The following is a 13,262-nucleotide window of genomic DNA, read 5'->3' as shown; positions in this document are numbered from 1 at the left end:
TACCACGACCGGGTCCAGGGAACCGGCCCGCCCCCGCAGGCCGGTTCCCGTTTTTTTCCGTTCGTGTGGATAGGGAATGCCGCTCAGGTCCCGGCGAGCCCGGCCTTGTACCGCCGCCAGTTGCGCACGTAGCCTTCTGCGGATTTCCGGATGTTTTCCGCAGCTTCTGGTGGGAGCTCGCGCACGACTTTGCCCGGAACGCCGACAACCAGCGAATTGTCCGGAATTTCCTTGCCTTCGCCGATCAGCGCATTTGCGCCGACGATACAGTTCGACCCGATAATCGCCCCGTTCAGGACGGTCGCCCCCATGCCGATCAGGGAGTTGTCCTTGATCGTGCAGCCATGAAGGATCGCGTTATGGCCGATCGTGCAGTCGGCTCCGATGGTCAGCGGATAGCCCATATCGGTGTGAAAGACGCACCCGTCCTGAACATTTGAGCGCGCTCCTACCATTACCGGCTCATTGTCTCCGCGCAGGATTGCCCCGAACCAGACGCTGGCTTCGTCCGAAAGCCGGATGTCGCCGATCAGGGTTGCGTTTGGCGCGATCCAGAAATCGCCGCTACGCGGCAATTCGGGAGAGCGTCCGTCAAGAGTGAAGATCGGCATGGGTTCAGCTGTATCCGGCAACGACAAGAGCGACATTCATGACCATGATCCCCGAACACATGCTCCACATTCCCGCAATCGTCGAAGAGGCTACAAGCCAGCCCAGGGGCCGCTTTTCAATTCTGCGACCGCGGATGGCATTGCGCATGATGATGAAGGGACCCGCGAAGACACAGAGAAAAATTTCAATCAGAAATGCAAAGACGTTTTCGCCGGAGAATGAGAACTTCGGCGGCTGCTTGGTGACAAGCTGATAAAGGCTTCCGAGCACACCGGCCGCAACAAAGCCCGCGCTGGCTATATATCCAACGAGAAGAAGTTCGAAGTACACGCCCGTTAACCTCTTATTAACTCAACCACCCGGAAAGTGATTAACAATACCTAAACGGTCAAAAGCAAAGACTGTGCCGGACGGGCAAATGGGCAAAAACCTGAACTTCAGGCCACAACGGGCCATCCTCGCAGTATCCTCAACCGGGACAAGTGTTCCGGATCGGGACAGACTGTCTCAGTCTAGATCACTGGTTCATCTGGAGACAGGTCAGTGATCCCCGTCTCGCTGCCCGAACCCATCGACAGCAATCCGCGCCGCTTCAGCCGCTTGATCCTGGCCATGTGTGTGCTTGGAGCCGTGTACATTGCGGACAGAACAGCCTACTGGACCGAAAACTGGAATCTCTCCGTGTTTTCCGGGATCCCATCCGGTCCTGCCACGCTATCGGTCGGCCCGGAGACGTTCAAGCTTCCCTTCGCCTACATTGCTTCGCCGGAGCAACGCGCAATAGCGCAAAGCGGAACAGGAAAGGTCTCGACGCTGAAGATTGCGATGACGTGGCCCGGTTTGAGGCCCGCCGCAACTCTCAAGACATCGGGGCGCGACGGCACCGCCCGGCGAATTGTGTTCCTGGAGCTTGAGCACAATCCCGACCGGGAGAGCATGCGGGCCCGCCTCGACCCATTCTACCGGCGTCTGGCCCGCGGCGGCGAAGTGAACGGACCGGACGGTCTCAAGACCCTGCAACTTTCCGCGGCCGGATCTTTGAATACCGATCAGATCGTGTTCGACCCGGCACGCCGCAACGGCTTCATTGCGCGATGCCGCGGAACCGGATCTCTGGCGCCCGCGGTCTGTCACAGGGCCGTGGTTCTCTCATCCGGCCTGGAGCTCAGATACCGCTTCGCCGAGGAACTGCTTGGTGACTGGCGCAAGATAGACAATTCGATTGTCAGGAAGGTCGCCGGTTTCCGCATTCACTGAGCCCTGGACATGACAAAGGCGGCTTTCCTGAAAGAAAGCCGCCTTTGTCATTTGGAACCTGAGATCAGGGTCAGACTTCGTCGAGATCGATTTCCAGGATCGCCATCTGGAAATTCCAGCTCAGGTCTTCGTCTTCATCGTCGCGGAAGATGACGCCGATGAATTCTTCCCCGATATAGACCTCGGCGGAGTCGTCCTTGCGCGGTCTTGCCCGCACCTGGATGCTCGGCAACTCGAATTTCATGCGCAGGTAAGCTTCGATCTTGCGGATTTCATCGGGTTTCACGGCGCTCTCCTTGTAAATGCCGTCTGCTATTTAGTCGCGCGGACCCTATAAGACCAGCCCTAAATGCCAAACCCTTTGAACAAACTTTCCCCCATATCCTTTGCGTAACGGCACCTGCTCAGCTGTCACCGAGCAACTGGTTCATGCTGCGCGCCGGTTCGGAGCATCCGGCCTTGCCGACAATTCTGGCCGGAACGCCTGCGACCGTGGTGTTTTCCGGCACATCGGACAGCACAACAGACCCGGCCGCAATGCGTGAGCAATGGCCGATTTCAAGGTTTCCGAGAACCTTTGCGCCCGCCCCGATCAACACGCCGTGACGGATCTTCGGATGACGATCACCGCCCTCCTTACCGGTCCCGCCAAGGGTGACACCCTGCAAAATGGAGACGTCATCGCCGATAGCGGCCGTTCCGCCGACAACAATGCCTGTGCCATGATCGATAAATATGCCCCGCCCGACGGGAACCGCCGGATGAATGTCGATCTGGAAAACCTCTGACGCCCGGCTTTGAAGATAGAGCGCAAAATCCTTGCGGCCCTTGCGCCAGAGCCAATGCGCCAGGCGATGCGTCTGCAAGCCGTGAAACCCCTTGAAATAAAGCACGGGTTCCAGGTAGCGGAAGCAGGCCGGGTCGCGATCGAACACCGCAACGATGTCGACGCGGAAAATCTTCGCAAGTTCCGGTTCGTCGGCGAGCGCTTCCAGATAGGTCTGCCGGATGAGAGAAGCGGAAACAACATCGCGTCCGAGCCTGTCGCCAAGGCGATGCAGGACGGCCTCTTCGAGGCTGTCGTGGTTCAGGACAGTTTCATAAACGAAGGAAGACAGCGCCGGTTCGGCGGCAACCATCTGCTGAGCTTCATCACGCAATTGCTGCCAGACCGGATCATGGGTCGGAACGTGTTTCAGGCCGGACTTGGTAATCGGTGCCGACATGGCTCTCTCCTCTTCAAGCCGTCACAAACGCTACCCTAAAATAGGACTGTCGTCTGATATTCCAAAATGAAACTTGCTGATATCAGATATGAAGCCTTTTTATGAGAGCCAAATCGTTAAGATTTTCAACGTCGAAATACCTTGACGATCACTTCTTGGAGACCAGACATGTCCAGCCATGCAAGCCAGCCGAATCCCGTTCTGAACATTCACGGCATGGTCGCGGAGCTTGTTCTGAACGCTCCGGAACGCAAAAACGCGCTGTCTCTTGCCGCCTGGGAGCGCATTCCGGACCTGCTTGCGGAACTTGCCGAGGTTCAGGATGTCAGGGTTTGCGTCGTCAGGGGCGAAGGCGGGAAAAGCTTCTGCGCAGGTGCAGACATTTCGGAGTTTGAAGCAATCCGCTCCACCAAGGAGAACGCCCTGCACTACGACGAAATCAATGTGGCCGCCTTCAGCGCGCTGAAGTCACTTGCGGTGCCCGTCATCGCAGCCATCGAGGGCCCCTGCCTCGGCGGTGGCCTGGGACTTGCGCTCGCCTGCGATCTGCGGATAGCGTCAACGACCGCCTTTTTCGGGATACCGGCTGCGAAACTCGGTCTGGCCTACCCTCCCGAAGCATTGTCGGACCTGCTGGAAACCGTCTCTTCCTCCAACGCGAAACGCATCCTGTTCACAGGAAACCGGTTTGCCGCGCAAGACGCGCTGCAGATGGGCCTGATCAATGAAACAGTGGATCCTCCGAACCTGCAGGAGCGGATCAATGCGCTCTGCGACACGATCGTCTCAAACGCGCCGCTTTCGATCTGGGCCGCGAAGCAGGCCGTAAACGAACTGAGTGCAAAAACCGCGCGCGAGCCTGAAATACATCGCCAGAATGCGCAGAGCTGCATTGAAAGTGCAGACTACCGCGAGGGATGCCGCGCCTTTCTGGAAAAACGGCACCCCGAATTTTCAGGCAACTGACAGGCTTGTCCGTCGAATGCGGCCCCGCTGGATCCTTCTGCGGCGGCACCGATGATTCATTGTCTGAGAAAATCATCACAATGCCCTGAAAAATCGCTCTTTCAATCTCTTCAAACCTGTTCGGCTTCCGATCTCAGGTCCACGAGAAAATCTTCGACTGCTGTTGCAAAAACATCGTTCCGGTCACCGGCCACCATGTGCCCTGCATCCTGGATGTCGGTAAATTTCGCATGCGGAACGTGTTCCAGGAACTCCTTCACATGTTCCATCGAGACGAGCTCTGAGTTCCGGCCACGCACGAGGAGCACCGGCAGGGACAGGTTGCCGGCCGCCGCCAGCATGTTTGCCTGGACTTCCTCCGCGACACTGTGATCCCTGTTCTGCCGCGACTTCAGGAAAGCCGGATCCCAATGCCAGCGATAGCGCCCGTCACCGTGAAGACGGAGGTTCTTGGAAAGTCCGGACAGGTCTTTCGGCCGGGTTCTGTTTGGCAGATAGCGCGAGATGGCCTCCGCCGCCTCTTCCACATCCGCAAACCCTTCTTCGACCCGGTCGCCCATGAAGCCGATGATCTTGCTGACGCCCCCCAGATCGACACGCGGCGTGATGTCGACAAGCACAAGCGCCGACAGCCCACCCGGGTTTTCACTACCCTCGGCCAACATGCCGGCAAAGCCGCCGAGAGACGCCCCGACAACCACGGGCCTGGCCTTGTGAAGCGCCACGACCTGCCTCGTAACGGCAACCAGGTCGAGCGCGAAATCGGAAAACAGGTAGTTTTCGGACGCGACCCAGTCGCTTTCTCCGTGACCGCGCTGGTCCAGCACATACACCGGATGCCCGAGCGCTGCGATCCTCACTGCCGCGGCATCCCAGGAATGGCGGGTCTGCCCGCCGCCATGAAGCATTACGACCGGCTGGTTGCCTGTTCCATAGCGGTCCGCAACCAGAATGTTCTTTTCCGCTCCCTGAAACTCCACACGCTTCGGTCCCATCATTTCCTCTCAGGCGTCCTTTCCCCGCACGCTTTTGTCGCCCTGCGCCGACGCAGTCAGGCCTCGATATTGTTCAGGAACGCCAGAACGCCCTGCTTGTGGACCTTGTCCCCGACGGCCACCATGTGATCCCGCCCCGGGATTTCGAGAACTTCCGCATGCGGGATCAACTCCGCGAGCTTGTGGGGCGATCCTGCGATGTCGTCTTTGGTTCCCACGGCAACCAGCACGGGGCGCGTGATGTGCGAAACATCATCCTCGCTGATCTTCTGCCTCGAGGAACGCATGCAGGCCGCCAGGGCCAGCCTGTCGGACCCGGTCTGGTCGGCAAAGGCCCTGAACGCCCGGCCCGTTCGATCCGTGATGTCCTGTATCCGCTCGGTTTCAAGCGCAGATGCGATCGGCTCCGGGTCACCAACACCCGTCACCATGCCGTATCCGAGCCCGCTGAAGATCGCCCGGCGGACTTTCTCCGGGTGGTTGAGCGTCAGGAAGGCAGAGATCCTCGCGCCCATGGAATATCCCATGATGTCCGCCTGATCGATGTTCAGGTAGTCGAGCAGTTTCCTGGCATCCTCGGCCATCAGCGGGGCACCGTAGTCCGCCGGGTCATAGAGTTTATCGCTCTCTCCGTGACCCCGGTTGTCGATGGCAATGACGCGCCGACCGTCCTTGACCAGTAGATCGACCCAACCCGGATATTGCCAGTTGACCGTCTTGTTCGATGCAAACCCGTGAATGAGCAGGATCGGGTCCCCGGCCCCTTCATCGAGATAGGATATCCCGACACCATCCAGATCGACATACGGCATAGACATGACCTTTACGTAAACGGCAAACACTGCGGATTTTTACACTAAGGCGATCGAACCCGCTTGGCAAAGGAGAAAATGGGCAACGGCAAAAATGCCTTGATGCGGCAGTGGACCGCATCGCCAGTGCCCTGCCCCGGCAGATTACGAATGGATATGGTCCGCGAAATTTGCTATCGGGAACGCTGTCCCACCATGACCAAGAGGAATGTGACAATGGCGGATCAGGTTGTCCCGCATTTTCAGAACACAAGCGGACATGATTCGATCGCGATCGGCACACGCAAATTCATGTGCATTGGCGCGAAACCTCCGTTCGATCATCCCCATGTCTTTCTGGATATGGGCACCGAGAACGAAATCGTCTGCCCGTACTGCTCCACGCTCTACAAGTTCGATCCGACGCTTGAAGCGGAAGAGTCGTCTCCCAACGACTGCGTCTGGACACCGGAAGCCGCCTGAGAGACCCGCGGCTCATGACCGATACCGACCAGGGCACCGATCCGATTGTTGTCGCCGGTGGCGGCATCGGTGGACTGTGTGCGGCGCTTGCCCTTCAGCGTCAGGGTCACGAAGTCGTTCTGCTTGAACGTGCCCGCGAGATTTCTGAAGTTGGCGCCGGCCTGCAACTGTCTCCCAACGCCTGTGCCGTGCTGAATGAATTGGGCGTTCTTCAAGCGCTGGAACCTTTCGCACACGCCCCGGACAGCATTCGTATCTGGTCCGGCAAAAGCGGCAGGCAGATCGCGCGTGTCGAACTCGGCGCTTTTATCAGGGAGCGGCACAAAAACCCGTTCTGGGTGATCCACCGGGCCGACCTGCAAAGGGTTCTGCTGGAAAAGGCGCAGTCGACACCCGGGATCACGATCCGTCTTTCCTGTGAAGTCAAGGATCTGACCGCAACGCCTTATGACCAACTCGTCTGCATCTTTCGCGAAAACGACAAGACCGGGAACCTGAACTGCAAGGCGCTGATCGGCGCGGACGGCGTCTGGTCGAAAACCCGGCAGCACATTCCCGGCCACAACAAGGCACGCTTCAGCGGTCAGGTCGCCTATCGGGCAACGGTACCGATTGATCAGGTCGGTCCGAAATACGCCAAAGACACCGGCCTGTGGTTTCACAAGGACTGTCATCTGGTGCATTACCCCATACGCGGGGGAAGCCAGTTGAACATCGTCGTGCTCGCCAAGGAGGATTGGGAAGACGAGATCTGGTCGGCGGAAGCCGACAAGGAAACCGTCGTGCGTGTCTTCAAGGACTGGCCGGCAGAGACCCGGAACCTCCTCAACGCTCCCCAGCAATGGCTGAAATGGGCCCTGTGCAGCGTCGAGGCATCCGGTCCCTGGTCACACGGTAATCTCGCGCTGATCGGCGATGCGGCCCATGCCATGCTGCCCTTCATGGCGCAGGGCGCGGCGATGGCCATCGAAGATGCGGCGATTCTCGCAAAACACCTGCCAGGGGACGTGGACAACATTCCGGCCGCCTTGCGCGCGTTTGAGCGGGAACGCAAACCCAGGGCAGCCCGGATTCAGGGCATTTCGTTCGGCAACGCGCGCACATTCCACTTCTCCGGACCCATGGCCCTTGCACGGGATACCGTCCTGCGCCTTACCAAGCCAAGAAAGCTTGCCGAGCGTTTCGACCACATTTATGGCTGGACACCCGATCAATAAACCGTCTTTGGCTTGAGCCCGGCACAAAGCTGGGATAAAGCGAAATCCCATTCAAGAGTGAGGGAGTGCAACGATGACCGGTCAGAAGGCAGATGATGTCGTAACCGCCGCGTTTCTGGTCATCGGAGACGAAATCCTGTCCGGCCGCACGAAAGACAAGAATATCGGCTTCGTGGCCGACTACATGACCTCCCTCGGCATCGATTTGAAAGAGGTGCGTGTTGTTCCGGACGAACAGGGCGAAATCGTCTCTGCGGTAAACGCGCTTCGCGCAAGATACAGCTACGTCTTCACCTCCGGCGGAATCGGTCCGACACATGATGACATCACCGCGGAAAGTGTGGCCGCGGCGTTCAATGTGCCCTTGAATCTCGATCCGCGTGCGGTCGCCATCATGGAAAAGCATTATCAACCCGGTCAGTTCACACCGGCGCGCCAGCGCATGGCCCGCATTCCCGAAGGAGCGGACCTTATCGAGAACAAGGTGTCCAAGGCCCCGGGATTCAGGATCGAAAACGTTCATGTGATGGCCGGCGTCCCGTCCATCATGCAGGCCATGATGGACGCGATCGCCCCGACGCTGAAAACCGGCAAGAAGATGCTGTCGAAAACGGTTGCCGCCGACATGCCTGAAAGCCGGATTGCCGACAGGCTCGCCGCAATCCAAGACGCTCATCCGCAGACCCTGATCGGATCATACCCGAACGCCTCGGACGGCAAGTTCACCACCCAGATTGTCATACGGTCCCGGGACGAAACCGTGCTCAATGCAGCTGCAGATGATGTAGCTCAGGCCGTCGCCGAGATACTGGACTCCTAAAAAGCGAGATCGAACATGGAGAATTCCACTCAAAACAAAGCATTCCCGGTTTCCTGGGACATGTTCCATCGCGACTCCCGTGCCCTCGCCTGGCGGCTGTCGAGCGAAGGCGAATGGAAAGCCATCGTCTGCATCACGCGCGGCGGCCTGGTTCCGGCCGGCATTGTTGCCCGTGAACTCGGGATAAGAACGATCGAGACCGTCTGCATCGCCTCTTATCACGACTACGAAAATCAGGGGCAGCTCAAGGTGATCAAGCCGGTCGACCCGAAAGTGGTGGATCTTGAGGACGGCGAAGGCAGTGGCGTGCTTGTGATCGACGATCTGGTCGACACGGGAAAGACCCTCAAGGTCGTGCGCGAAATGCTGCCGAAGGCACACTATGCCACCGTCTATGCCAAACCCGTCGGCGTGCCGATGGTCGATACGTTCATCACGGAAGTTTCCCAGGATACCTGGATCTATTTTCCGTGGGACATGGGCTGGCAGTTCCAGCCGCCGCTCTCAAAGGACACGGCGGGCTGACCGGCCCCTCTGGAAATCCTGCGTCCGATTGGCTTCCCCGGCCCCGTCCCGCGCCGATCAGATGGTGATCTTCACTGGCTTGACCGCGTCGATGCCGTCCAGGCGGACGTCACAGCCGATGGCATGAACGTGCACACCGGCACTCCTGGCCGCACGGAAAGCGGCCGCGTAAGCCGGATCGATATCTTCCGCAAGACTGAGGCGTTCACAGTCCGGCCGCTGCACGAGGAAAACCATCGCCGCCCTGTGGCCTTCGGCCACCATGTCGGCAAGCTCGCCGAGATGCTTCGCGCCCCGCGCCGTCACACTGTCGGGGAATTCAGCAACGCCCGGCTGCCGCATCAGGTGGACATTCTTTACTTCGACATAGGTCTTGCCGCCGTCGCTGTCTTCGAGAAGGATATCGATACGGGAATTCTTGCCGTATTTGACTTCCCTCTTCAGGGAGGCGTAGCCGGACAGCTCACTGAAACGCCCGTCTTCGATGGCTTCTTCCACGAGCTTGTTCGGAAGCGCCGTGTTGATACCCACAAGCGCGCCGTCCGCCTCGATGATCTCCCAGGAATATTTCAGCTTTCGCTTCGGATTGTTGGAAGGAGACAGCCAGACGCGCGCACCCGGCTCTTTAAGTCCCAGCATCGATCCCGGATTCGCACAATGCGCCGTGATCTCACTGCCGTCCCCGTCGAGAACGACATCGGCAAGAAATCGCTTGTAGCGCTTGACCAGGCGGCCGCCGACCAGGGGTTCAGCAAATTTCATGTCGGTATTCCCATCATTGAAAGAAGATGCTGTGCCGGGTCTACTTGGACCAGAAGTCCGGATCCAGCAACACCAATACCGTGAACAGTTCGAGACGGCCAACCAGCATCGCGAATGACAGCAGCCACTTTGCGCCATCGGGCAGCGGTGCGAAATGGCCGGCAGGACCGATCACAGGCCCGAGCCCCGGCCCGACATTGCCGACGGACGTCGCCGCGGCCGAAATTGCCGTGACCAGGTCGAGATCGAAGAACGACAGCGCCACGGTGATGATCCCGACAGAGCCCATATAGACCACGAGAAACGCCAGAACCGAGAACGACAATTCGGGCGTCAGCCGGGTGCCGGCATATTCTTCCGACATGATCCTGTGTGGCCGGACCATGCGGCGCAGATGCGCGCGCACCGTGCCGAAGAAGACCAGAAAGCGGAAAATCTTGATGCCGCCGGTGGTGGAACCGGTGCAGCCGCCGACAAACATCAACAGAAAGGCGATGCCGACAACCGGCGCACCCCATTGCGAAAAATCACCCAGCGCATAGCCGGTGCCGGTTACGATCGAGACAACATTGAAAGTCGCCCGAAGCAGCGCCTCTTCGAACGGGAACCGCATGTTGATGCCCAGATAGACAGTCAGCGTCAGCGAAACGAGGGCAAGGAACCCCAGGAGCGCACGCACCTGCGGGTCGCGCCACAGCTGCAGGGGATGCCCGCGCAAGGCCTGAATAAGCAGCACGAACGGCAAGGCGCCGATGATCATGAACACGACGGCCACCCAGCCCGAAGCCGGGTTCTTGAAGTAACCGAAGGATTCATCGTGCGTCGAATAACCACCGGTCGCAATCGTCGTGAGCGCGTGGTTGAAGGCGTCAAACAGCTCCATGCCCGTTGCGAGATAGGCCGCGATGCACAGAACGGTCAGAAACAGGTAGGCCAGCCCGATCAGACGGATAAGCTCAACGGACCGGCTGACGATCTTTTCGGAACGGTCCGAACTTTCGCTCTGAAACAGCTGCATCCCGCCGATCCTGAGAAAGGGCAGCAAAACAATCGCCATGACGATGATACCAACACCGCCCATCCACTGGAGCATGGAGCGCCAGACCAAAAGACCCGGCGGCAAGCTGTCCAGCCCGCTCAACACAGTGGAGCCGGTTGTCGTAAAGCCTGAGACCGCTTCGAACACCGCGTCTGCGTAGCCGATGCCGAGCCAGAGGAACGGCAAGGCTCCAAAGGCCGGCAAGGTCGCCCAGGACAAGGTCGTCAGGATGAAGGTCTGACGGGTATCGAGGCCTTCGCGAAGCGATCCGCCGACCGCCAGCGACAACAGCATTCCGAACAGGCCCGTCAGCAAGGCGGAAAAGACAAATGCCTGCCAATCAGCATTCTTCTGGGCAACATCGACAATTGCCGGAATGAGCATGGCGGTCGCAAGGCCGACATACAAGAACCCGAGAACGTTCAAAACTGGTCTGAAAGAAATCAAGCGGAACTCGTCCCGAAATCCGTTTCATCATCCGCCGAATGCGTCCCGACGGGCTCCAACTCACCGTCCTAACGCTTTTCAGCCCGATTTCCAACGATTTACGTGAGCCGTCCCCTGTTCATCGCATGTCCGGCCACCGCCCGGATCGTCCCCTGAACCCGCCGGAGCACCTGCGAAGGCCGCCAGGCGGCAGGAAACATCGCATTGCCGGACCCGGCCGGGAGCCCTTCGAGCGCACATGATGCTCGGCCTGACCCGCTGCGCCGTGACTTCAGCGCGGCGAACACCATGGACAAAAACAACGATACCTCAAAGTGAAGAAAATTTACCGGGATTACTTGGTGCGAACGCAGGGTAAGGTCAAAAATGAATAAAAATGGAGGATTTTTGCGATTTCAACTGAAGGCACACTCCAAAGCTGCATTTCCAGCATGAATTTATGGTAAATAAAATATTAAAATTCGTCCTAAAATGTGACCTTTACACGGAATTCGTTGCGCGTTAGCAACACAGGCATCAATTACCCTTCGGCCTACACAACAAAAGCATGGGAATGCGTTGGAAGGTATAATAGTGTGCGCCGAACAAAGAACAAAAATGTGGCACTGTCGTCTATGCGTATTATACCGGCCCTTCTGTTGAGCGTTTGTCTGGTCGAAGCCTCAGTCGCCGCTGACCTGAGACAAGTTGTTCAGGAAGCTGTATCGACCAATCCTGATGTGCTGGAGTCGGCCGCCAACCGGCGCGCGCGCGACAGCGAATACCGTCGCTCTCAAGGTGCCTTCCTGCCCACGCTGGATCTGTCGGCAGAACTTGGCCCGGAACGGCTTGACCGGCCGAATTCCTTCAATGCCGACGAAAATGACGAATGGCGGTTTTCAAAAGAGTTCACGGTAACGGTACAGCAGCTGCTCTTCGACGGCTTTGCCTCGGTGAACGAGGTTTATCGTCAGAGCGCCCGTGTTGATGGCGCCGCGCTGCGTGTCATGGAACGCTCCGAGGCGATCGCGCTGGATGCGGTCGAGTCATATATCGATGTACTCCGCAGCACAGCGATCCTGGCCAAGGCAAGACTGAATGTCGAAAAGCACAAACGCATCTTTTCCGACGTACGCCTGCGGTTTGAAGGCGGCGAGACCGGTGCCGCGGATCTGGCACAGGCCCGGGAGCGGGTTGCCGCCGCAGAAGTGATCGTATCGGAAGTCCAGCAGTCGCTGTTGGACACGATTGCCAAATATGAACGCGTCGTGGGCAGAAAGCCTGCATCGCTGGCACCGGCGACACCTGCCAGGCTTCCCAACGGAAGTGTCAATCAGCTTGTTGATTCTGCGGTGCAGACGCATCCGACGGTCCGGGCCGCGCTTGCAGACGCGGATGCGGCAAAGTTTGAATATGAAGCGAGCAAGGGCAACTTCCTTCCCGAAGTCGCCCTGCAGGGCCAGGCAACGGTCGGCGATGATGTCGGCGGCATCGAAGGGCGCAACAACGAGTATTCCGGAAAGGTAATCTTTTCCTGGAACCTCTATAACGGCGGCCGTGACTCGGCCCTGAGCCAGGAATACAGCGAACGCCTTACGGAGGCCCAGATCCGGGTCGACCGAATCCGCCGCGAACTCAAGGAAGGCATTCAGCGCTCCTTTGCAGCCGTCAGCACAACGACCGACAGGATCAGATCCCTGCGCGAGCAACTGGCCGCGAACCGGCAGGTCGTGGAAGGCTACCGGCAGGAATACGACATCGGCCAGCGGACGCTGCTTGACGTGTTGAACGCCGAAAACGCCCTGTTCAACAGCGAGATCGAGCTGATTTCCGTGCGCGCAGTCTATGCCTTCTCCACCTATCAGCTGCGGGCAACATCCGGCGATCTGCTCGCCTATCTCAGCGTTACTCCTCCTCCCGAAGCGACGGACGGGCAACGGGAAGCTGCGACGATCCTGCCCCGAAATCCACTCAATCTTGAACCATTACGTAAATTCTAACGTTTCGAACCCATATTGAGTTTGCCGGGCATCCGGCAGCACAATAGTTTACGTTCGACGACCGCAGAATGTGTCTTGCCGTTGAAAGACAGGTCTTAACGGCTGCTCCGGGCATCAGAACCCGGGCGATTGGCAATTCCTTT

Annotated in this window: 15 protein-coding genes; 7 read left to right on the top strand and 8 right to left on the bottom strand. The window is 58.5% G+C overall.

What is annotated here, in order from left to right:
* Positions 1–83: 83 nt before the first annotated feature.
* Together RBB49_RS23565 and RBB49_RS23560 are read right to left on the bottom strand one after the other, a co-directional pair.
* On the bottom strand, positions 84–611 hold the full coding sequence (locus RBB49_RS23565; protein WP_306145352.1) for a gamma carbonic anhydrase family protein: 528 nt from the start codon (positions 609–611) through the stop codon (positions 84–86).
* A 4-nt stretch (positions 612–615) separates the two neighbouring features.
* Entirely contained in the window at positions 616–942 is a 327-nt protein-coding gene (locus RBB49_RS23560; protein ID WP_306145351.1) for a hypothetical protein, read from the bottom strand.
* Positions 943–1,155: 213 nt separating this feature from the next.
* Here RBB49_RS23560 and RBB49_RS23555 point away from each other — a divergent pair, with 213 nt between their 5' ends.
* Positions 1,156–1,869 (top strand): hypothetical protein, encoded by a 714-nt coding sequence (locus RBB49_RS23555; RefSeq protein ID WP_306145350.1) that lies wholly within the window; start codon positions 1,156–1,158, stop codon positions 1,867–1,869.
* 70 nt (positions 1,870–1,939) lie between these two features.
* On the opposite strand, the gene RBB49_RS23550 is transcribed toward RBB49_RS23555, so the two are convergent.
* Together RBB49_RS23550 and cysE are read right to left on the bottom strand one after the other, a co-directional pair.
* Positions 1,940–2,155: a DUF3126 family protein gene (locus RBB49_RS23550; RefSeq protein WP_306145349.1), complete on the bottom strand. Its 216-nt coding sequence runs from the start codon at positions 2,153–2,155 to the stop codon at positions 1,940–1,942.
* 118 nt (positions 2,156–2,273) lie between these two features.
* Positions 2,274–3,095 (bottom strand): serine O-acetyltransferase, encoded by an 822-nt coding sequence (cysE, locus tag RBB49_RS23545; RefSeq protein WP_306145348.1) that lies wholly within the window; start codon positions 3,093–3,095, stop codon positions 2,274–2,276.
* Positions 3,096–3,263: 168 nt separating this feature from the next.
* Here cysE and RBB49_RS23540 point away from each other — a divergent pair, with 168 nt between their 5' ends.
* Positions 3,264–4,061, top strand: coding sequence for an enoyl-CoA hydratase-related protein (locus RBB49_RS23540; protein WP_306145347.1), 798 nt, complete (start codon positions 3,264–3,266; stop codon positions 4,059–4,061).
* 110 nt (positions 4,062–4,171) lie between these two features.
* Here RBB49_RS23540 and RBB49_RS23535 read toward each other — a convergent pair whose 3' ends face one another.
* Positions 4,172–5,056 carry an alpha/beta fold hydrolase gene (locus RBB49_RS23535; protein WP_306145346.1) on the bottom strand — a complete coding sequence of 295 codons (885 nt, stop codon included), beginning with the start codon at positions 5,054–5,056 and terminating at the stop codon, positions 4,172–4,174.
* A 56-nt stretch (positions 5,057–5,112) separates the two neighbouring features.
* Positions 5,113–5,868, bottom strand: coding sequence for an alpha/beta fold hydrolase (locus tag RBB49_RS23530; protein WP_306145358.1), 756 nt, complete (start codon positions 5,866–5,868; stop codon positions 5,113–5,115).
* Between the two features lie 216 nt (positions 5,869–6,084).
* Here RBB49_RS23530 and RBB49_RS23525 point away from each other — a divergent pair, with 216 nt between their 5' ends.
* From RBB49_RS23525 to gpt, 4 genes are all read left to right on the top strand, one after another.
* Positions 6,085–6,330 carry a zinc-finger domain-containing protein gene (locus tag RBB49_RS23525; protein WP_306145345.1) on the top strand — a complete coding sequence of 82 codons (246 nt, stop codon included), beginning with the start codon at positions 6,085–6,087 and terminating at the stop codon, positions 6,328–6,330.
* A 14-nt stretch (positions 6,331–6,344) separates the two neighbouring features.
* Positions 6,345–7,547, top strand: a complete 1,203-nt coding sequence (locus tag RBB49_RS23520) for an FAD-dependent monooxygenase (protein WP_306145344.1) — start codon at positions 6,345–6,347, stop codon at positions 7,545–7,547.
* Between the two features lie 73 nt (positions 7,548–7,620).
* On the top strand, positions 7,621–8,367 hold the full coding sequence (locus RBB49_RS23515) for a molybdopterin-binding protein (RefSeq protein WP_306145343.1): 747 nt from the start codon (positions 7,621–7,623) through the stop codon (positions 8,365–8,367).
* A gap of 15 nt (positions 8,368–8,382) precedes the next feature.
* Complete coding sequence (gene gpt / locus RBB49_RS23510; RefSeq protein ID WP_029061652.1) at positions 8,383–8,892, top strand: xanthine phosphoribosyltransferase; 510 nt, start codon at positions 8,383–8,385, stop codon at positions 8,890–8,892.
* A 57-nt stretch (positions 8,893–8,949) separates the two neighbouring features.
* On the opposite strand, the gene sfsA is transcribed toward gpt, so the two are convergent.
* Both sfsA and RBB49_RS23500 read right to left on the bottom strand, forming a co-directional pair.
* A complete protein-coding gene (gene sfsA / locus RBB49_RS23505; RefSeq protein WP_306145342.1) occupies positions 8,950–9,654 on the bottom strand; it encodes a DNA/RNA nuclease SfsA in 705 nt (234 codons plus the stop codon).
* A gap of 40 nt (positions 9,655–9,694) precedes the next feature.
* Entirely contained in the window at positions 9,695–11,119 is a 1,425-nt protein-coding gene (locus RBB49_RS23500; RefSeq protein ID WP_306145357.1) for a TrkH family potassium uptake protein, read from the bottom strand.
* A gap of 635 nt (positions 11,120–11,754) precedes the next feature.
* Between RBB49_RS23500 and RBB49_RS23495 the strand changes: the two genes are divergently transcribed.
* A complete protein-coding gene (locus RBB49_RS23495) occupies positions 11,755–13,119 on the top strand; it encodes a TolC family outer membrane protein (RefSeq protein WP_306145341.1) in 1,365 nt (454 codons plus the stop codon).
* Positions 13,120–13,262: the final 143 nt, after the last annotated feature.

The organism is Roseibium sp. MMSF_3412 (genome assembly GCF_030733265.1).
Lineage (GTDB): Bacteria > Pseudomonadota > Alphaproteobacteria > Rhizobiales > Stappiaceae > Roseibium.
This window is presented reverse-complemented; position numbering and strand designations above follow the sequence as displayed.

Coding starts and splice junctions, on each gene's coding strand:
- RBB49_RS23535 (WP_306145346.1), bottom strand. CDS start 5,056: ATGGGACCGAAGCGTGTGGAGTTTCAGGGAGCGGAAAAGAACATTCTG.
- RBB49_RS23515 (WP_306145343.1), top strand. CDS start 7,621: ATGACCGGTCAGAAGGCAGATGATGTCGTAACCGCCGCGTTTCTGGTC.
- RBB49_RS23565 (WP_306145352.1), bottom strand. CDS start 611: ATGCCGATCTTCACTCTTGACGGACGCTCTCCCGAATTGCCGCGTAGC.
- gpt (WP_029061652.1), top strand. CDS start 8,383: ATGGAGAATTCCACTCAAAACAAAGCATTCCCGGTTTCCTGGGACATG.
- cysE (WP_306145348.1), bottom strand. CDS start 3,095: ATGTCGGCACCGATTACCAAGTCCGGCCTGAAACACGTTCCGACCCAT.
- RBB49_RS23530 (WP_306145358.1), bottom strand. CDS start 5,868: ATGCCGTATGTCGATCTGGATGGTGTCGGGATATCCTATCTCGATGAA.
- RBB49_RS23495 (WP_306145341.1), top strand. CDS start 11,755: ATGCGTATTATACCGGCCCTTCTGTTGAGCGTTTGTCTGGTCGAAGCC.
- sfsA (WP_306145342.1), bottom strand. CDS start 9,654: ATGAAATTTGCTGAACCCCTGGTCGGCGGCCGCCTGGTCAAGCGCTAC.
- RBB49_RS23525 (WP_306145345.1), top strand. CDS start 6,085: ATGGCGGATCAGGTTGTCCCGCATTTTCAGAACACAAGCGGACATGAT.
- RBB49_RS23540 (WP_306145347.1), top strand. CDS start 3,264: ATGTCCAGCCATGCAAGCCAGCCGAATCCCGTTCTGAACATTCACGGC.
- RBB49_RS23520 (WP_306145344.1), top strand. CDS start 6,345: ATGACCGATACCGACCAGGGCACCGATCCGATTGTTGTCGCCGGTGGC.